This is a genomic window from Sulfurimonas sp. NWX79, from assembly GCF_039667035.1.
In the GTDB taxonomy this organism is placed as follows: Bacteria; Campylobacterota; Campylobacteria; order Campylobacterales; family Sulfurimonadaceae; genus Sulfurimonas; species Sulfurimonas indica.
In genome coordinates, this window is sequence record NZ_JALCZL010000010.1 from 43794 (window position 1) to 62650 (window position 18857).

Below are 18857 nucleotides of genomic sequence, written 5' to 3' on the forward strand. Positions count from 1 at the left end.
TTAATAGACTTCTTACATATTTTTAAGGACAATACTTTATGAAATTTTTATGGAAACCCTCTTCTCATTTCAATCTGGCAAACCTCTTTACTTTTGTAAATATTACCGCGGGACTTATGGCAACCTACTTCATCACGCAAAACAATTTTACTGTAGCCATCGTTCTTGCCTGGATTGGGGGTGCATTTGATATCTTTGATGGAAAAATCGCAAGAAAGTACAAACTCTCGAATGAATTTGGAGTGCAACTTGACAGTTTTGCAGACTTTTTAAGTTTTGTTCTTGTTCCTGTATTTCTGATTTTTCAAGCCTCGTATGCACCAAATCTAAATGGTTTTTGGCTTATCATTGCAGCAGTTGTAAGCATATACTATGTGATTTCCGGTCTTCGCCGTCTGATTCACTTTAATCTCAATGCAGATGCCGGAGAGGTAGAAAAATATTTCACAGGAGTACCAACACCACTTGGAGCAATCCTGTTGTGGCTAGTATACCTTTTAAATGCCTATGAAATTTTACCCTCCCTTGGTGTTATTCTCTTTATGTTGGCTATTGGTTGGAGTTTAAACTCAACCATTAAAGTAAGACATCCCTAGTCTTACTTTGAATTGACTGCGTACTTTCCGCTTCCAAGTAAAATCACTAAGATACTCATGATAAAAAAGAGCAGTGGCGTCTCCCAGGAGAGTCCGCCAAACTTAGAGGTACTGAGTGAAAATCCATATGCCAGATAGATCGCTACAAACATATTAAAGGCCAAAATACCGGAAGCTACTCGGGCATAGAGCCCTAGTATGATAAATATCGGTGCTATTAGCTCTCCGACATAGACTCCATAAACAAGAAAAGGTGGCAACCCACTTGAAAGAAGCAGTGCTTTTACCCCATCAATTCCGTGTATAAGTTTATGAATGCCGTGAAACAGTATTAAAACTCCCAGTGAAATTCTCAAAATCAGTTTTGCAATATCTGGCTGATACAACATCTTTTATCCTTCTCTTTTCATTCGGAACTTACAGCTTCCCACTGTTATCTCTTTACCATTTTTGATGGCCTCTTTGATATATGAGAGTGTACCTCTACTCTCAGCATCACCGATCTCTTCTTCAATGATTTTTAGCAGATCCTGCTCCTGCGTGAGCGTCCAGATTTTTTCATAATTGTAACGTGTTTCTATCTGCATCTACTCTTCCTCACTTTTTAATGGTAGCTCTTTTTTAGGTTTCAGTCCCAACTTTACAATGTTTTGTGCTCTTCGAATCACATTGCCTCGACCGGTGTGGAGTCTTGCTACTGCTGTATCGTAAGACTCTTGAGCACGACCAAGATGTGTGCCCACCTTTTGCAGTTCTTCAACAAAACCGACAAGTTTTTCAACCATAGCCTCTGCTTCTTTTGCTATCTGCTTTGCATGTTCTTCTTGGCGTTGTGTTCGCCAAATATGCTCAATTGTACGCAGAGTCACTAAAAGTGTAGAAGGTGAAACTACCAAGATATTGTTCTCATAGGCACGTTTAAAAAACTCACCGTCTTGTTCAAGTGCAAGTAAAAAAGCTCCCTCTATCGGCATAAACATCAAAACAAAGTCAAGAGTATTGATACCTTCAAGCCGCTCATACTTCTTCTCACTCAGCTCTTTGATGTGTGAAGCAATACTTGTCAAATGCTCTTTTAAATACTTTGGTTTTAGTTCCGGATTCTCTTCATTGACAAAACGCTCATATGCAGCAAGTGATACTTTAGAGTCAATGACAATATCACGCTCTTGCGGCATATGGATGATAACATCAGGACGATAGCTTTTGCCCTCCTCTGATTTGCGTGAGGCTTGGAGTTCATACTCAACACCCTCACGCAGACCGGATTGTTCTAAAATATTTTCTAAAACAAGTTCACCCCAGTTTCCTTGGGTTTTATTTTCTCCTTTGAGTGCCCGCGTGAGATTGAGGGCTTCCTCTGCAAGCTGTGCGTTCATCTCTTTTAAATGTTTGAGCTCATCTTTAAGCAGGTGTCTCTCTTTTAGCTCCACCTCAAACTGCGCACGTGCTTCTTTGGAAAAATTTGCTATCTGTTCACGGAAAGGTTTTAAAAGAAGCTCTAACTGTTCTTTATTAAGAGATGAAAACTGTTTTGACTTATCTTCAAAAATTTTGTTTGAGAGGTTCTTAAATTCACGTGAGAGCTCATCTTTTGCATTTTGTAAGAGTTTTATCTTCTCCTCTGCTGATTGCATCTGGCTCTCATATTTACTCTGCAGTACTGCATTTTGCAGCTGGAGTGTCTGGTTTTGCTCTTGCAGTTCTGCATATTCTAGCTCCATTGCTTCAAGCAACTGCTTACTTTCTCCTTTATATCTCTCTTTTTCACCTTTTTCTTTGAGATACAAAAAAAGACTAATAATAAAAAACAGTCCTAAAAGAGCAGTAGATATAAGATAGATATTGAGTTCTTGCATAGATACATCCAGTTTTTTTTATAGACTTCTTGTAAAACTCCTATATCCTATATGTCGTATAGGAGTTTTACAAGAAGTCTAATTATACACAGAAAAGCTCTTTCCTGAATAAAATATGACAATATGCAAAATATCATAGCCGTTTTGTAGCAATCTAAACTTAACCCATTTAAAATATTTATAACTTTAATAAAAACTTAGAATAATTTCGCTATAATTTCGCCAATATTTTAAGGGGAAGATGCCCTGATAGACCTCGATAGATTTTCAAAAGTTAATGCAAGCGTCATCTCCTTATATATAACAGAGCATAAGGCTCTTATTAAAGGATATTGATGCAAGAGAATGCACAAACAAACGAAAACACAAATGAAGAAGTTATCACTTTTGATAGCTTAGGACTCAAACCAGAGATACTCAAAAGTATAAAATTCGCAGGATTTACTGCTCCTTCACCGATTCAGGCACAGGCTATTCCTGTAATACTTGCTGGCAAAGACATGGTTGGCCAAGCACACACTGGTACAGGTAAAACTGCTGCTTTTTCACTCCCAGCCCTTAACAACATGAAACTTGACGGTTCCGTTGAGCTTTTAGTGATCACTCCAACACGTGAGCTTGCAACACAAGTAAGTGACGAGATTTTCAAATACGGACGTAACTTAGGTGTAAAAACGGTTACTGTGTATGGTGGCAGCTCATATAAACGTCAACTTGATCTTATCGGTCGTGGTGCTTCTGTAGTTGTTGCGACACCAGGTCGTATGTTAGACATCCTTAAAAAAGGTATGCTGAACGACTTCAAACCAAGTATGGTTGTTTTAGATGAAGCTGATGAGATGCTTGACATGGGATTTTTGGATGATATCAATGAGATTTTCTCTTATCTTCCAACAGACCGCCAAACGCTACTTTTCTCAGCTACTATGCCACAACCTATCAAAACACTTGCAAGCAGAATTCTTCAAGACCCTGAGTTTATCTCTATTACAAAAGGTGAAACGACAAACTCTGATATTGAACAGTTATATTATGTAATTGATGAACATGAACGTGATGATGCTATCATTCGTCTTATGGACTCTGAAGAGACACAAAAATCGGTAGTTTTTTGTAGAACAAAATCTGAAGTTGATAGACTTTCAAACGTACTGAGTAATGCAGGTTACTTGGCAAACGGCCTTCATGGAGATATGGAACAGCGTCAGCGTGAGACAGTTATCAAAGGTTTTAAAAACAACTCAGTAAAAGTACTTGTTGCTACTGATGTTGCGGCACGTGGTATCCATGTGAACAATATCTCTCACGTATTTAACTACCATATTCCGTTTGATCCTGAGTCATATGTTCACCGTATTGGTAGAACCGGACGTGCTGGTACAAAAGGAAAAGCTATCACACTGCTTACTCCTTTAGAGTTTAAAGAGCTGCAACGTATCAAACAAAAAGTTGGTACTTCAATGGAACACGCTTTTGTTCCAAGTAAAAATGACCTGCGTGAGAGCACAGTTGAAAATATCGTCAATAACATTGAAAATCAAAAGATTTATGATGAAGCGCATAAAGTTCTTGACCGTTTAAAAGAAGATATCGATGAAGAGACAATTATGTTCAAACTCATCTCTATGATCTTAGACAAGCAAGATATCAAAGGACCAAGTAACATCGGTATTCCTGCTGATAAACTCAAAGCTATTCTAGAGAGAGCCGCAAAACGTAATGACTCACGCGGCCGTGGCGGAAGAAGCCGTGGCGGATACCGTGGAAGTAGAAACCGTTCAAGTGGAAATCGCGACAGAAATCGCAGTGGCGGTGGATATCGCGGTAACAGAAACAGACATAGAGACTAAAAAAAGTAAAAACTCTCATACCTTTTAAAATTTTGCTATAATTGAGATAACACAAAAAATAATAAGGTAAACTCTTATGCAATATCTTATATATGAAAACAGAGAGTTATATGTAGAGAAAGAAGATGCGGAGGTTCCTTGGTTAAAAATCTTTACCAAAGAGCCCTATAAAGAGCTCACAGAACTACCTGAAGCATTGCGAAAAAAACTCTGGAGAGTTTATGAAATCATCGAAAAAGAAATGCTTTCATACTACAAACCTACAAAAATCAATATGGCATCTTTTGCGAATATGCTTCCCCGTGTGCATATTCATGTCATGGCACGTTTCAAAGAAGACAGCTACTTTCCAAACCCTATGTGGGGAGAGAAGTTACGTAAAAGCAGTTTGGATCTTCCAAATGAAGAAGCGTTTCATAAAAAAGTGTTTGAAGCACTCAACAGAGAGTTTAGAAACTAAACTTACAATGCTCAATCAGAACAAAAATACTTCTTAGCTTTTATCCAACGCAGAAATTGGATAAAAATGTTACTTCAGTGGTGAAAATGGGACGAGAGCTGAACCCCACGTTAAACCACCACCAAAAGCATCAAGAAGCATCATCTCACCTGCTTTAAGTTCACCTGCTTCATACAAATCATTAATGGCCATAGGAATCGAAGCACCTGATGTATTTCCATATTTTGCAACAGTAAGTACAACCTGCTCTTCTCTCATTTTCAGTGCATCACCAACAGCTTTAATAATACGGTAGTTTGCCTGATGCGGAATGAAGTGTTTGATATCTTCACTTTTGATGTTGTTCTCTGCCAAAATCTCTTTGACATCATTTGTAAGAGTACGTACAGCAACTTTAAAAGTCTCATTCCCTTTCATCTGCATATAGCATCCTGCAGTTTCTTTGTCCAATGCATCATGAGCAGAACCGCTTCCACCATTTGGTGTCATCAGCAGGTCTGCATACTCACCGTCTGCACTGGTATGGACATCAGTGATACCCTCTTCTTTTTTATCTGTTGCAGAGATAACCGCTGCACCCGCACCATCACCAAAAAGAATACAAGTACCACGGTCACTGTAATCCGTAATAGCAGAGAGTTTTTCAGCTCCTACTATAAGAACATTTTTCTTCATTCCAGACTCTACAAACGCTTTGGCAATAGAGAGTGCATAGACAAAACCTGTACATGCTGCAGAGATATCAAAAGCAGTTGCATTCTTTATGCCTAACTTTGTAGAGATGATTGTAGCCGTTGATGGCATACAAAAATAATCCGGAGAGATTGTTGCGCAAACAATCATATCAATCTCTTCTAATGCAATACCACTTCTCTCTATCGCTTGAGAAGCCGCTTTTACACCAAGATCAGATGTAAATTCATCTTCAGCTGCAATGTGTCGCTCTTTAATACCAGTTCGTTTTGTAATCCACTCATCTGAAGTATCAACCATCTCAGAAAGTTCTTCATTTGTTAAGATTTTTTGAGGAACATAAGCACCTATTGAACGAAATGCAGCATATGGCATACTAATCCTTTTGTTTTAGCTCAGCTAATCTGTTTATGATGTGCTCATTTACACCAGTATCAACATAGGCGATTGCTTGAAAAATAGCATTTTTAATCGCTTTTGCATTACTTTTTCCATGAGAAACAATTGCACACCCTTTAATTCCGATAAGTGGAGCACCACCTACTTCAGCATAATCTATCTCTTTTTTGAGCAGTTTGAAGACTTTACGCATCAAAAGTGCACCCGTAATACGAATCGGTGATTTTTTGATATAGTCTTTAATGAGGATTGAAATAGTAGAAGCAACACCTTCACTTGTTTTAAGCACCAAGTTTCCGATAAAGCCGTCACAAGTGATAACATCACAGCTTCCGTTAAAGATATCTCCACCTTCAACATTCCCTTTAAAGCCACGATAACCTTGTAAAAGTTTAAATGCCGCTTTTGTGACCTCGTTTCCTTTAGAGTCCTCTTCACCATTTGCCAAAAGACCGATAGATGGTTCTGCAACACCTAAAACATCTTCAGCATAACAGCCACCCATAACGGCAAATTCTGCCAAATGCTCTGGTTTTGAGTCGACATTTGCACCTACATCAAGAACAACAGAACGGCGTCCTGTTTTTGTCGGCATAAGTGTTACAAGCGCAGGACGAGAAACACCTTTAAGGCGTCCTAAACGAAGTGTAGCAAGTGTCATTGTCGCACCACTGTGCCCAGCACTCACAACTCCATCAGCTTCACCGTTTTTTACAAGTTCAACTGCTTTAAAAATTGTACTCTCTTTACGCTTTACTGCATCCGTAGCAGCATCGCTCATTGCAATAACATCATCAGCTTCAACGATTAAAATCTTATCTCTATAACGTTTTGGTAACAGAGGTAAAATTTCTGATTCTTTTCCTACTAAAATAGGTGTGAAGTTTTTCTTTTTGAGTGCTTGAAGTGTTCCCTTGACAATTGGTTCGGGACCAAAGTCCCCACCCATTGCATCGATTGCAATTTTTACCATTTAATTATTTATACTCACCAGTAGTTGGGTTGATGTGGTGTGGTAATCTGTATGTTCCATCTTTATCTTTAACCGGACGAGCTAAAGAAATTTTGTAGTGTGTTCTACGTTTTGCTGAACGAGAGTGAGATACTCTTCTCTTAGGTACTGCCATATCTATTTCCTTTAATTTTATTTTATAAAATGAAAGGAATCCTTTCATCTTAATTTAAAACAGTGTCGGAAGTAATTCCGCCACTTACGCTAACGCTGGGTTTTCCTCAGCGGAAGGCTCACGCGACTAGTCGCTTTTCTTCATTAAAGATGAGTTTGATTAAAATTCAAACTCATCTTTATCTTCGCAACTATCACAGCGGTGATAATCACTTCGGATAAGCTCTATCTCTGAGTGTAATAACTCATCAATATTTGCAAATCCGTCAAAAGATTCAACAACATCAAGCTCGATACTGCCGTCATCTTCAAATAAACCATCACTGATAAAGAACTCTACATCTTCATCAACCGATAATTTAAAATCTTTTGCACAAATATCACAAGGCTTTTCAAGTGAGCCGCCCAGCTTTGCTTTGAGCAAAATCAATTTCCCACCATGATACTCCAAATAACCTTTAAAAGTTATTTCATCAGATTTCAAATCAAAATCTAACGGTGTCTTTGTTACTTTTCTAAGCATCACCTTCATTGGTAATTACTTAAGAGATTTCTCTCTCTGCGAAAAAGAATGCAATCTCAACAGCAGCGTTTTCTAAAGAGTCACTTCCATGAACTGCATTTGCATCTATATTTTCAGCGAAATCTGCACGGATAGTTCCAGCTTCTGCTTCTTTTGGATTTGTAGCACCCATTAAGTCACGGTTCTTTTGCATTGCATTTTCACCTTCTAAAACTGAAACAACAACAGGACCACTGATCATAAAATCAACAAGATCGTTGAAAAAAGGACGCTCTGCATGAACTGCATAGAATGCCTCTGCATCTGCGCGTGAAAGTTGAAGTTTTTTTGTAGCCGCAATTCTAAGACCATTGCTTTCAAAACGATCTAAAATTTTGCCTATAACACCTTTTGCAACTGCATCTGGCTTGATTATTGATAGTGTACGTTCCATCAAATCTCCTCTGAAAATATAAAATTAGAGTGGGATTATACCTAAAAAAACATCTTTTTTAGTTTAAAAAATAAAATTTTATGATTATTGAATAATTGAAGTGTAATTTTGAAGAAAAAAGGAGTGCTAAAAACACTCCTTTATAGAGACTATTCTACAACAGGCTCATGGTTTGAACGTTGCTCATCAGTGATGTCTTCACGATGCTCTGGAGATTCACCAATAGCATCCCATGTGATACAACCTTCTGTTGGACATGCTGTAGCACATGCTGGCTCATCATGATAACCAACACACTCTACACATTTGTCAGGGTAAACATAATAGATCTCTTCACCCGTTGGATTATCATCCTCATCTACGATTGCTTCTACAGGACACTCATCAATACAAGCGCCACAGTTAATACATGTATCATTAATAACTACTGCCATTATCTTCTCCTAATTTTTATTAAAAGTAACTATACAATGAAGAATTTTAAATGTAGCTAAAAATTCTCTATTAAGTGAGAAAATGTACACATTGTTACTTTTCCCCCATCTAGATTTAAAGGCCTAAATAAGCCTTTATCTCGTCAGCTTTATCTGTCTTTTCCCAGGTAAAGCTATCTTCCGTACGACCAAAGTGACCATATGCTGCAGTTTTTCTATAGATAGGTTTTAAAAGGTCAAGTGACTTAATAATACCAGCCGGTGAAAGGTCAAAAATCTCTTTTATACAACTCTCTATCTTCTCTTCAGTAACTTTGCCTGTTCCATGCGTATCAACCATAATTGACACTGGCTGAACAACACCAATAGCGTAGGCTACTTGGATTGTTGCTCTGTCACATGCACCTGCAGCTACTAAGTTCTTAGCAACCCAACGTGCAGCATATGCAGCTGAACGGTCAACCTTGGTCGGATCTTTTCCAGAGAATGCTCCACCACCATGTGGGCAGCTTCCACCATACGTATCCACAATAATCTTACGACCTGTAAGACCGGCATCACCTTGCGGTCCACCGATTACAAATTTTCCTGTCGGATTGATATGAAACACTGTTTTCTCATGCATCATATCTGCAGGAATTACCTTGTTGATTACCTCAGCAATGACATCTTTATGAATCTGCTCTTGAGAAACATCCGGAGCATGCTGTGTTGAGATAACAACAGTCTCCACTGAAACTGGTTGCCCGTCAACATACTTTACACTGATCTGTGCTTTTCCGTCTGGACGAAGATATGGAATAGTTCCATCTTTTCTCACTTCTGCCAGACGTTGTGTAAGGCAATGTGCCAAATGAATCGGAAGCGGCATCAACACATCAGTCTCACGACATGCATAACCAAACATAAGTCCTTGATCACCTGCACCTGTTTGTCCACCAGCCTGATCAACACCTTGATTGATATCTGGTGATTGTTCACCTATACCATTAAGTACTGCAGCTGAACGGTAATCAAAACCATATGTTGCATCTGTATATCCAATCTCTTGGATAACTTGTCTTGCAATCTCTTGCATCGGGGCATACGCCGTAGTCTTCAGTTCGCCTGCAATTACACAAAAACCATTAGACACGAGAGTTTCACACGCTACTCTCGCATTTTTATCATTTTCAATAATATAATCCAGAATTGCATCACTGATCTGATCTGCCATCTTATCAGGATGCCCCTCTGTTACAGACTCTGAAGTAAAAATATACTCTTTCGTCATCGATTTTCCTTATTGAAATACAAAGTCTAGCTTCATAAATCGCTGCAATTATATCTAAAAATATAAAACTTTTCTTTAAGCTAAACAAGTTTTCTGATCTATTCAGAACTTTATTAATATATTTTGGATAAAATCCTATTCATTAAAAAAACAATACAAGGACATATAATATGTTAGTAACAAACCCAGCTCCGGATTTTACAGCTACTGCAGTTTTAGCAGATGGTTCAATCGTAGAAGATTTCAAATTAAGCGAAAACTATGGCGAGAAAGGTACAGTTGTATTCTTTTATCCACTAGACTTTACATTCGTTTGTCCATCAGAGATTATTGCATTTTCACACAGATATGAAGAGTTCCAAAAACGTGGTGTAAATGTTGTAGGTGTATCAGTAGATAGCCAATTCTCACACTTCGCATGGAGAGAGACTCCAGTTGAAAAAGGTGGTATCGGACGTATCAACTTCCCACTCGTAGCAGACCTTACTAAAAATATCGCTCGTGACTATGATGTACTTTTAAATGACGCAGTTGCACTTCGTGGTTCATTTTTAATCGATGATAAAGGAATCGTACGTCACGCGGTAATCAATGACTTACCACTTGGACGTAATGTTGATGAGATGTTAAGAATGATCGATGCACAACAATTTACTGATGAGTTTGGTGAAGTTTGTCCTGCTGGTTGGCAAAAAGGTGACGAAGGTATGAAAGCTGACGCTGAAGGTGTTGCAGAGTACCTTGCTAAACACGAATCAGAGTTATAAGAACTCTTTTAGGCAGAGATTATTCTCTGTCTAACTTATTTAAAGCCTTCTGGCTTGCAGCGTTTGAACGCTGATACTCTTTTTCTGAAAGTCTATTTTTTTCTGTACTACAAGCACTCATAAACAAAAACAGACTCACGAACAATAAAAATATTTTCATATTAATTCTCCATTTTTTATCAATTATACACTATTTAATTAAAAACGACTCTGTTTCTTCCAAGGTTTTTAGCAGCATAGAGGGCTATATCTGCTCGCTCTATACACTGCTCTTTTGTATCACCTTGTCGATACTCTGTCACACCTATACTAACAGTAATACAATAGAGTTCATCGAAAACTGAACCTGCAACAAGATCATTTAACTTTTGAGCGATACGCATAGCATCATGCTCATCAGTAGAGTCCAAAAGCAGTAGAAACTCTTCACCACCCCATCTTCCAAACTTATCGATACTTCTTATATTTTCTACAATTAACCTGCTAAAATCTTTTAAAATATTATCCCCTACATAATGTCCAAAGTTATCATTGATCTGTTTAAAATGGTCTATATCAAAGAGTAAAATCGAAAAAAAGTTTTTCCTATGTTCTGTTTTGGCGATAAAATCATCAAAATATTGATAGAGTTGATACCTGTTGGGGATTTGTGTAAGCGGGTCGATAGTTGCAAGTTTTTTGAACTTTTGTTCATTAAGTATTCTTTCAGTGATATCTCTTGCACTTACAGCAAAATAGGAGATATTTTCACCTCTTTCATCTTTTACCGGAGTAATCTTTGTATCGACATGTATCAGATTACCATTTTTCTTTTTATTTATAATTATCTGATGGTAGTTTTTCTCTCGTAGTACAGTATCCCACAACTCTTTGTAAAAACTTTTCTCATGTTGCCCTGATGAAAAAATTCTGGGAGTATCCCCTACGATCTCTTCTCTTGTATATCCGTAAATTTCTAAGAGAGCCCTGTTTGCATACTCAATGGTCCCCTTGATATCTGTGATGAAAACAATATCATCACTTTGAGAGAGTGCCTGTATCAAAACTTTTATAATCTGATTTTTCTTGACAATATCAGTAATATCAATAATAATACCGATCCCCGCATACTTGCCTCTATAATGAATTGTTTCTGCGGAAACTTTCACATCAAGTGTCGTTTTATCTTTTTTGACAAGAAGTGCTTCATTATGGACAGAGGTAAATTCCTCACCTTGTAAACGTCTTTGGACGATTGTCTGAAAAGATTGTTTGTTACTCTCATCCACTAATTCCCATGGATGCATCTTTAGAAGCTCTTGGGTTGTATATCCAGTCATTTTAGCAAATGCTTCATTGACATAGACAAAATATTCAGTATAGATAAACATACCTACAAGTGAGTTTTCAGCAATTTTACGAAACTTTTCTTCGCTCTCTTCTACCAATTCTAAGCATGATTGGGTGTTTTTCACTGATTTTCTCCGGAATATTCTTCCTAAATAATAGCTTTTATTTGTTATATTTCAACTTAAAGTAACTATTTACGGCTGACCAGAATGCCTCCTACAACAATGAGCCCTATTCCTAAAAATGTCAACGAGTCTGGAAATTTATCTCCTAACAGATATCCAAACCCAATGGCAAAAGGAATATTTGTATAACTAATAACACCGACAACGCTCAAGTTTTTTGCCGAGTATGCTTTGGTTAACAGCCATTGCGAGAGTGTGGAGATAAGGGCCATCAAAGCAATCAGCAGCCAGACTTTCAAACTCATCGGTAAAATAAACTCCGGAAATAAAAAGCTTAAAAATTCTGGGGTATTTATGTGAGGTGCAAGCAAAAAGAGCAGTGCCGGCATTAAAGTTCCCACACCGACAAAAGAGAGAACAATAACACGTGAATCATAAATATCTTTGATCTTTTTTATCGTTGTGTAAGCTGCTGCAGCAAAAAATCCACCCAAAACACCCAAAATATGTGCTGATGAGAATTCCATACCAAATGGTTTTGCAATCAGCACAACACCTGTAAAACCGATAAAGAGTGCAATGGCAGTTTTTATACTTAAATGCTCACGCAACAGAAAAAAAGCCAAAATCGTTACAAAAAACGGAGAAGTTTTATTCAGCGTGATCGCTTCACCCAAAGGAATGACCGTAATGGTATAAAAGAAAAGTATCATCGCCATAAAACCAAAAAGACCACGTGTGAAAAGCAGATGAATCTTGCCTCCCGTAAGCTTTGGTGGTGTATGTTTCAAAGCGTAGAGAATAATAAAAACACCGATAAGATTACGAAAAAAAACGATCTCCAAGGCTGAAATATCTTCTGAAAGCATCTTTGTAAGAGCACCGTTAAGTGCAGAGATAAGAGCAGAGCCAAGCATAAAAAGTATGCCACTGTCACTTCTTTTTAGCATACTTTCTCTCCTCGTACAAACTCTATGGCACAACTGTTTACAAAGGCAAGCTCATACCACTGTCTACTAGGCGCAATAAGTGTCAAGTGTTTTGGATTTGATGCACGTGAGAGTGCAACATAGAACTGTGAAGGAGCAAATATTTCACGCGTATCGATTATCAAATCTGATATACTCATTCCTTGTGATTTATGAATGGTGATGGCAAAGGCAAGTTTTATGGGATACTGATAGATTGTAAAGAGTTCTTCTTCGAGTAGCTCTTTTTTTCCATTGCATATTTTTTCCGTCCACATTGTTTTGCTTTGTCCTACTGCCTCTAACTTTACAACTTTGCCGTCACTCTTTTGTACATAGACATAAGAAGCATCAACATTGATAACTACACCCCGCTCTCCGTTAAAATAGTTCCATGCATTACGGGTAAAAAGCACAGGTGCTCCGATTTTAAGCTCTAACGCTTTTTCAATCCTAGCATCATCCAAAAACCGTTCTATCTCTTTGTCGTTTACACTCTTTTTATGCTTGACAATATGTGCTTCTTTGACAAAAAGTTCCTCTGCAATATGTTCAAGCTGCTTTTTATTATGCTCTGAAGCAGAAATATTTTTACCAAACAAAAAAGTAAATTGACTCAGATCATTTGGCAAAGGTTTTATAAAAGCATTGAGTGCATTATGCACCGCTTCATCGATAAGACCAAAACGGACATGATGCAAAAGATCTATGAAATCTTTATCATCCGTACGATAGATATGTGTGAGTTCTATCGTCTCAAAAGCAAAGTTTTTCCATGACGGCGATTCAAAGGCATAATGTACTTCACCATAACCACGTACCACGGGCGGCAACTGTAAAAAATCACCCACAACCAGTAGTGACCCTTGAAACTCACCCTGTTTTAGACGCAGTTCTATCATCTCAAAGAGCTTGTCACTCACCATAGATATCTCATCGATGACAATCAAATCCATACTGTGTATGAGTTTTTTAATTTTCTTCTTTATCTCAAACTTTCCATTTTTTTCTAACTCTTCAATATTAGAAGCTATCCCTAAGTCTAAAAAACTGTGCAGTGTCTGCCCGCCGATGAGTGTTGCTGCCATTCCGGTTGAAGCAAGCTTGACCACTTTTTTGGCCTCTGCTTCATAAGCTTCTATAATAGCACGGGTCGTAGTTGTTTTGCCAACTCCTGCGCCACCCGTTAAAAAGATATTGTGACAACTGCGTAGTTTTTCTAAAATAACATACATATAATTCATAAACGAATATTACTATAATTTTAGATGAATATCGCTATACTCCAAGTATATAATTTGGAGACAATAGATGAGTGACAGAATTTTAATCGTTGAAGACAACCAAACACTGGCAAAGCTGATATCTAAAAAAATTGAACACGCTTTAGAGATGGAGGTTGATGTTGCCTACTCTCTTGGTGAGGCAAAACTTTTTCTAGCACGTTATAAATACTTCATCACTCTGCTTGATATCAATCTTCCCGATGCTCCAAACGGTGAAATCGTTGATTATGTTTTGGCAAAAAAACACCGTGTTATCGTGCTCAGTGCAAACATAAATAAAGAGTTTCGTACAAAAATGCTCGCAAAAAATATTATTGACTATGTCAATAAAGATGGAGCAGAAGATATAAACTACATCATTCAAATCATTGAGCGTCTAAGAAAGAATCAAAACCATAAAGTCCTTGTTGTTGATGATTCTATGGTCTTTAGAAAACAGATGCAAAATATGCTTGAAAATATGTTCTTTGAAGTCGTTACTGTTGCTCACGGAGAAGAAGCACTGGGTATGCTTCAGGCAAAACCAGACATATCTTTAGTATTGACAGATTACAATATGCCTGTTATGAACGGTCTTGAACTTACCTTTGAAATTCGCCAGACTTACTCCAAAGACGAGCTCTGTATTCTTGCGCTCTCAGGAAATGAAGATACAGAAATCAGTGCTCTGTTTTTAAAACACGGTGCAAATGACTACATCAAAAAGCCTTTTTCCAAAGAGGAGTTTTCAGTTCGGATAAATAACTCTATTGAGGCTTTGGAAAATATCCAGATGATTACGAACTATGCCAACCGTGACTATCTGACAGGACTTTACAATCGCAGATATTTCTTTCATGAGATGCATGCGTATGTTGATGATGTCAAAGAGAGTGGTGAAAAATTTGCAGTAGCTGTGATCGATATCGATCACTTTAAAAATATCAATGACACCTATGGGCATGAGGTAGGAGATAGGGTTATTGTCACTCTTGCAGATATCTTGCGAAGTTCTACGAGTCCAAGAGATGTTGTTGCACGTTTTGGCGGAGAAGAGTTTTGTATTGTACTCAAAAACATCAACAGATTCAGTGCCTTTGATATTTTAGAGCGAATCCGGAGAGAGGTTGAAACATACACATTTGCCGTGGAAAAAGAGACACATATCAACTTTACTATATCCATCGGTGCAGTTGTTCATCACAATGATAACAATCTGGAAGAGACACTCAATGAAGCAGATTTGATGCTTTATAAAGCAAAAAACAGTGGACGTAATCAGGTTGTTTTTGAAGCCTAGTCCTCTAGTACTATAAGTTCACCAAAAGGAGTTTCTCTTTCCTTTGATGTTATCCATTTTACACTGTAATTAGGTACTTCTTTTGGAAAGTTTCCCTCCAAATCAGTAAAATACAACAGTAACTTCAGATCATCAAAATTTGCTTCAACAAACTCAAACAGAGGACGAAAATCAGTTCCTCCTCCACCTTTTAACTGCACATCCAAAGCCTCTCCGCTATAGAAAATGTTGTGCGAGTGAATCGTGTCATCACAGACTATGATATCAATCACGTAGTTTTGTACCTGCTCCATAATAAAGCTCACTTCACTCAAAAAGAGATTGAGCAGTGCTTCATCTACTGAAGAAGAACTATCAATGGCAATAACAAGACGAAAGGTCTGTGAAGTGTTTGAAGGAAGATATATTCCCTTATAAAGCAGTTTTTTCGAAGGTGGCATCACAACATAGTCATCCCGGAAGTATCTGTCAATCGCTTCACGTAGCACCTCTCGCCAATCCACTTTTGAAAATGCACCCAGATCAAAGAAACGCTCAATTGCCTCAGGAGCTTCGCACATTTTGATTTTTGACTCTAAAAGAGAGATGGCCTCCTCTGCCAAAAGCTGCTCACTCAAGATCTCCTCTTCTAACTGCTCTTGTGTGCGTTCCTGACTCTTATTTTGTTCATCTTTTCTCTCAATATCATCAGCATCAGCTGCTTCATACTCCAGATTCTCATCCTCACGCAGGATGTCATCTTTGAGCTGGGCATAGATCTCTTCAGCATACATTCCGGCAAAACGTTTTCGATACTGTGCACCATAGGGCATATCAAGTCCATTTTGCAAAAGCATATCATTGATGGCAATATCCGTTGCCATTTGCCAGAGCCAGCCACTGCGATTGTTTTTACGCATATCATGGGCCAGTACAGAGTGCATCGCTCCGTTTGCCAGAATGAACTCTACCTCAGAGAGCTCAAGCTCACGCAGATACTCCTCACGATACTCCAGCTTCACCCCACTGCTTTTAAAACTCTCAATATCATCATTGACCACAAGTTCAAGTCTTGATGCAAGTGTCCCAAAATAAGGGTAGTCTACTAAAAGCTTCGCCTTTGCCTGAGAGATTTTATCTGTAGTGTTCATCATTTATGCCAATAGGTACGCGAACTTCTTTACCCATGCTTTAAAGTTTTGTGAATGCTCCATCGTCACACCATTTTTTTGTAGATCTTGCACAATTAAAACGGCAAACTCACTCTTGAGATCGAGTGTATACTCTAAAATATGCTCCAGTGCTGTATCTGATGGATCTTGTAGATATCTGCTAACTATCCCTGAAGAGAGTGCATATAAAACATCAATTTCTTCCGGGTACTCCTCTGATTTTCCCAGCATAATCATCGTAATATCCGGTAGCTTGTCCATCACCTTAACAAAGGAGAGAAAGCCTACCGCAACTTCACGCCCGACTGCACCACTCAGTACATCAAGCAACAACTCTTTTTCTACATCTGCTTGAAGAATATTATGCACATACTCCCAAGACCTTGGTGTTGCAAAGCTCTTTGCTTGAACCTTTGCATCAAAGGTAAAAAGGTGCTCATTTTTATAAGATATATAAGCGATGATACGACTATCAATACTCTTTTTATAAGCCCACTCTCGCCAATCATCCACACTTACATCAAGCTCAAAGTGAACAAATCTGTTTGCAAGCGGGGCGGGCATTCTGTATGTCACACCTCTGTCACCATCACGGTTTCCAGCTGCTACTATCGCCCAGCCCTCAGGTAAAACATACTCGCCAATACGTCTATCGAGAATGAGCTGATAAGCAGAGGACTGTACAGCAGGTGCAGCGGAGTTGAGCTCATCTAAGAACAAAATGCCTTCACCCTCACGTGGCAAAAATGCAGGTGGTGCCCAGAGTGCACTGTGGGACTCTTTATCATAAAAAGGAATGCCTTTGAGGTCTGTCGGGTCCATTAAGGCTAAACGCAAGTCGATAAAATCAACTCCTTTTTCTTTGGCTATCTGCTTGACAATGGAAGATTTTCCAATACCCGGTGCACCCCAGAGAAATGTTGGTACCTTTTTGCTAACCAAAGCATTCAAACTCTTTGTAACTTCACTTGCTCTCATACTAACCATCCTATATTTTGGCTTTGAATATGTTTTGTAAAGGCCGCATTGGTCTTGACCGCTCGCTCAAACCTGCTGTCAAGCTGCAACTGATACAAAATATCTACCGGTGTCGCTTCATTTCTTGCAAGGGCTTCTAAAACGACCCCCTCAGCACTGTCAAAAAGTGCTGTTGCCAAATCTTCTGGAAGTGATGGATTTTTGGCAAGCGATAGATGATTTTGACTCTTTGTATATGCCTCACGCAGATACTTTTCATCTATATTTGGATTTTCTAAAAGCAGTTGCGTGAGCTTACTCTCATCATATTGCATTAGCTTCTCAATACTCTCTTGCGTTAATGCTGCATTTTGAGCGAGTTCATTCATTACAGTACTATCTGCTAAAGCCAATAATGCTCTTTGCATCCTTTCATCAAGTGATTCGTTCTGTGCCAACTCTTTTGCAAATGCTTTAAAAAGCTCGAAACTCTCCTCTGTGAGCTTTACTTTTTGTGCCAAAATTTTTGCATAAAGCTCTTCTTGTACCAACTCTTTTATAATACTCATATCCAAAGCACTGTTTGTACACATTGCTTCTAAAACATGCTTCTCTCCCTCACGCAGGAGCCGTTTTAAAACTTTTTTTGGTGTTTGAGGATGGCGTGCAAGTAAGATGGAGAGGTTAAAATGAAATTTCAAAGGTTCTAAGTTACTGATAGCTTCCAAAAGTTCAGGATTTTGTGTTTGAGAAACAAGATGAATCACTCCTGTTGTTGCATACTGCACATTATGATTGCGCTCAATATTTTCATAAAATCTTCCAATAAGTGCTGCTGTTACATCACGGTTATCATCATTTTCAAAAAAATCCTCTCCACTCCATTTGTACATCTGCAGTAGTTTGAAAAAGAGTGCATTGCTCACACAGGAGTTCTGCAAAAAGCTTTTGAGGCGCTCTTTGTCATTGGAGAGTTTGAGACTCATCAGCAGAACATCATCATCTATCTCTTGTGCCAAAGTTTTTTCAAAATCATCAATAGTTAAAAAAGTATATCCACCTTTTTCATAGAGTTCATCGCTGAGATTTTGCTCATACGGCGTCATCATTCGCCCCTCTAGAACATAGATGACTCTATCATCTAACTCTTTTGTCGTACTTATATTGTGTGCTTCTATCTGTGCGGCAAACTCTTCCTCACTAAAAGCCCTTGGTTTTCCTAAAAAAAGAATAGTCTGGTTGTTAAGTGGTGCTAAATTCATAAAAGAGATTATACTCAATTTTCAAAACTTCTAAGATTAAGGATTTCAAAAACTGAACTGCTCTCAGTTTTCTTTCTCTTTAGATAT

The 18857-nt window shown here is 38.3% G+C and carries 22 protein-coding genes; 5 read left to right on the top strand and 17 right to left on the bottom strand.

The window, feature by feature from the left end:
• The first annotated feature begins 38 nt into the window (after positions 1-38).
• Positions 39-596, top strand: coding sequence for a CDP-alcohol phosphatidyltransferase family protein (locus tag MNY27_RS05970; RefSeq protein WP_152184205.1), 558 nt, complete (start codon positions 39-41; stop codon positions 594-596).
• 2 nt (positions 597-598) lie between these two features.
• On the opposite strand, the gene MNY27_RS05975 is transcribed toward MNY27_RS05970, so the two are convergent.
• From MNY27_RS05975 to rmuC, 3 genes are read right to left on the bottom strand one after another with little or no spacing between them, the layout of a single operon-like run.
• Positions 599-985: a DoxX family protein gene (locus tag MNY27_RS05975; RefSeq protein ID WP_152184206.1), complete on the bottom strand. Its 387-nt coding sequence runs from the start codon at positions 983-985 to the stop codon at positions 599-601.
• A 3-nt stretch (positions 986-988) separates the two neighbouring features.
• Positions 989-1183, bottom strand: coding sequence for a hypothetical protein (locus tag MNY27_RS05980; protein ID WP_152184207.1), 195 nt, complete (start codon positions 1181-1183; stop codon positions 989-991).
• Positions 1184-2455, bottom strand: a complete 1272-nt coding sequence (rmuC, locus tag MNY27_RS05985; RefSeq protein ID WP_152184208.1) for a DNA recombination protein RmuC — start codon at positions 2453-2455, stop codon at positions 1184-1186.
• A gap of 335 nt (positions 2456-2790) precedes the next feature.
• Here rmuC and MNY27_RS05990 point away from each other — a divergent pair, with 335 nt between their 5' ends.
• Both MNY27_RS05990 and MNY27_RS05995 read left to right on the top strand, forming a co-directional pair.
• The gene (locus MNY27_RS05990; RefSeq protein ID WP_152184209.1) at positions 2791-4305 is read left to right on the top strand and encodes a DEAD/DEAH box helicase; all 1515 of its coding nucleotides are present in this window, start codon (positions 2791-2793) and stop codon (positions 4303-4305) included.
• A 76-nt stretch (positions 4306-4381) separates the two neighbouring features.
• On the top strand, positions 4382-4765 hold the full coding sequence (locus MNY27_RS05995; RefSeq protein ID WP_152184210.1) for an HIT family protein: 384 nt from the start codon (positions 4382-4384) through the stop codon (positions 4763-4765).
• Between the two features lie 69 nt (positions 4766-4834).
• Here MNY27_RS05995 and MNY27_RS06000 read toward each other — a convergent pair whose 3' ends face one another.
• The 7 genes from MNY27_RS06000 to metK all read right to left on the bottom strand — a co-directional run bounded on the left by MNY27_RS06000 (position 4835) and on the right by metK (position 9646).
• A complete protein-coding gene (locus MNY27_RS06000; protein WP_152184211.1) occupies positions 4835-5833 on the bottom strand; it encodes a beta-ketoacyl-ACP synthase III in 999 nt (332 codons plus the stop codon).
• A gap of 1 nt (position 5834) precedes the next feature.
• Positions 5835-6830, bottom strand: coding sequence for a phosphate acyltransferase PlsX (gene plsX / locus MNY27_RS06005; protein ID WP_152184212.1), 996 nt, complete (start codon positions 6828-6830; stop codon positions 5835-5837).
• Positions 6831-6834: 4 nt separating this feature from the next.
• A complete protein-coding gene (gene rpmF / locus MNY27_RS06010; protein WP_013326319.1) occupies positions 6835-6984 on the bottom strand; it encodes a 50S ribosomal protein L32 in 150 nt (49 codons plus the stop codon).
• A 159-nt stretch (positions 6985-7143) separates the two neighbouring features.
• The gene (locus MNY27_RS06015) at positions 7144-7506 is read right to left on the bottom strand and encodes a DUF177 domain-containing protein (protein WP_246153836.1); all 363 of its coding nucleotides are present in this window, start codon (positions 7504-7506) and stop codon (positions 7144-7146) included.
• Between the two features lie 19 nt (positions 7507-7525).
• Positions 7526-7939 (bottom strand): nucleoside-diphosphate kinase, encoded by a 414-nt coding sequence (ndk, locus tag MNY27_RS06020; protein ID WP_152184214.1) that lies wholly within the window; start codon positions 7937-7939, stop codon positions 7526-7528.
• 149 nt (positions 7940-8088) lie between these two features.
• On the bottom strand, positions 8089-8373 hold the full coding sequence (locus MNY27_RS06025) for a 4Fe-4S dicluster domain-containing protein (RefSeq protein WP_152184215.1): 285 nt from the start codon (positions 8371-8373) through the stop codon (positions 8089-8091).
• A gap of 115 nt (positions 8374-8488) precedes the next feature.
• On the bottom strand, positions 8489-9646 hold the full coding sequence (metK, locus tag MNY27_RS06030) for a methionine adenosyltransferase (RefSeq protein WP_152184216.1): 1158 nt from the start codon (positions 9644-9646) through the stop codon (positions 8489-8491).
• A 170-nt stretch (positions 9647-9816) separates the two neighbouring features.
• Between metK and MNY27_RS06035 the strand changes: the two genes are divergently transcribed.
• Positions 9817-10413 carry a peroxiredoxin gene (locus MNY27_RS06035; protein WP_152184217.1) on the top strand — a complete coding sequence of 199 codons (597 nt, stop codon included), beginning with the start codon at positions 9817-9819 and terminating at the stop codon, positions 10411-10413.
• A gap of 19 nt (positions 10414-10432) precedes the next feature.
• Here MNY27_RS06035 and MNY27_RS06040 read toward each other — a convergent pair whose 3' ends face one another.
• The 4 genes from MNY27_RS06040 to MNY27_RS06055 form a co-directional block, all read right to left on the bottom strand.
• Positions 10433-10573, bottom strand: a complete 141-nt coding sequence (locus tag MNY27_RS06040; RefSeq protein WP_346391994.1) for a hypothetical protein — start codon at positions 10571-10573, stop codon at positions 10433-10435.
• A gap of 34 nt (positions 10574-10607) precedes the next feature.
• Positions 10608-11867: a diguanylate cyclase gene (locus MNY27_RS06045; protein ID WP_346391995.1), complete on the bottom strand. Its 1260-nt coding sequence runs from the start codon at positions 11865-11867 to the stop codon at positions 10608-10610.
• 65 nt (positions 11868-11932) lie between these two features.
• Positions 11933-12817 carry a DMT family transporter gene (locus MNY27_RS06050; RefSeq protein WP_246153837.1) on the bottom strand — a complete coding sequence of 295 codons (885 nt, stop codon included), beginning with the start codon at positions 12815-12817 and terminating at the stop codon, positions 11933-11935.
• Positions 12811-14079: an AAA family ATPase gene (locus MNY27_RS06055; RefSeq protein ID WP_152184219.1), complete on the bottom strand. Its 1269-nt coding sequence runs from the start codon at positions 14077-14079 to the stop codon at positions 12811-12813. Before MNY27_RS06055 ends, MNY27_RS06050 begins: the two co-directional genes overlap by 7 nt.
• 67 nt (positions 14080-14146) lie before the next feature.
• Here MNY27_RS06055 and MNY27_RS06060 point away from each other — a divergent pair, with 67 nt between their 5' ends.
• Positions 14147-15400 (top strand): diguanylate cyclase, encoded by a 1254-nt coding sequence (locus MNY27_RS06060; protein ID WP_152184220.1) that lies wholly within the window; start codon positions 14147-14149, stop codon positions 15398-15400.
• On the opposite strand, the gene MNY27_RS06065 is transcribed toward MNY27_RS06060, so the two are convergent.
• From MNY27_RS06065 to MNY27_RS06075, 3 genes are read right to left on the bottom strand one after another with little or no spacing between them, the layout of a single operon-like run.
• Positions 15397-16530 carry a VWA-like domain-containing protein gene (locus MNY27_RS06065; protein ID WP_346391996.1) on the bottom strand — a complete coding sequence of 378 codons (1134 nt, stop codon included), beginning with the start codon at positions 16528-16530 and terminating at the stop codon, positions 15397-15399. The two genes, MNY27_RS06060 and MNY27_RS06065, sit on opposite strands and share 4 nt — an antisense overlap.
• Before the next feature lie 3 nt (positions 16531-16533).
• The gene (locus MNY27_RS06070) at positions 16534-17529 is read right to left on the bottom strand and encodes a MoxR family ATPase (RefSeq protein WP_346391997.1); all 996 of its coding nucleotides are present in this window, start codon (positions 17527-17529) and stop codon (positions 16534-16536) included.
• Positions 17526-18770, bottom strand: a complete 1245-nt coding sequence (locus MNY27_RS06075; RefSeq protein WP_346391998.1) for a hypothetical protein — start codon at positions 18768-18770, stop codon at positions 17526-17528. Before MNY27_RS06075 ends, MNY27_RS06070 begins: the two co-directional genes overlap by 4 nt.
• Positions 18771-18857: the final 87 nt, after the last annotated feature.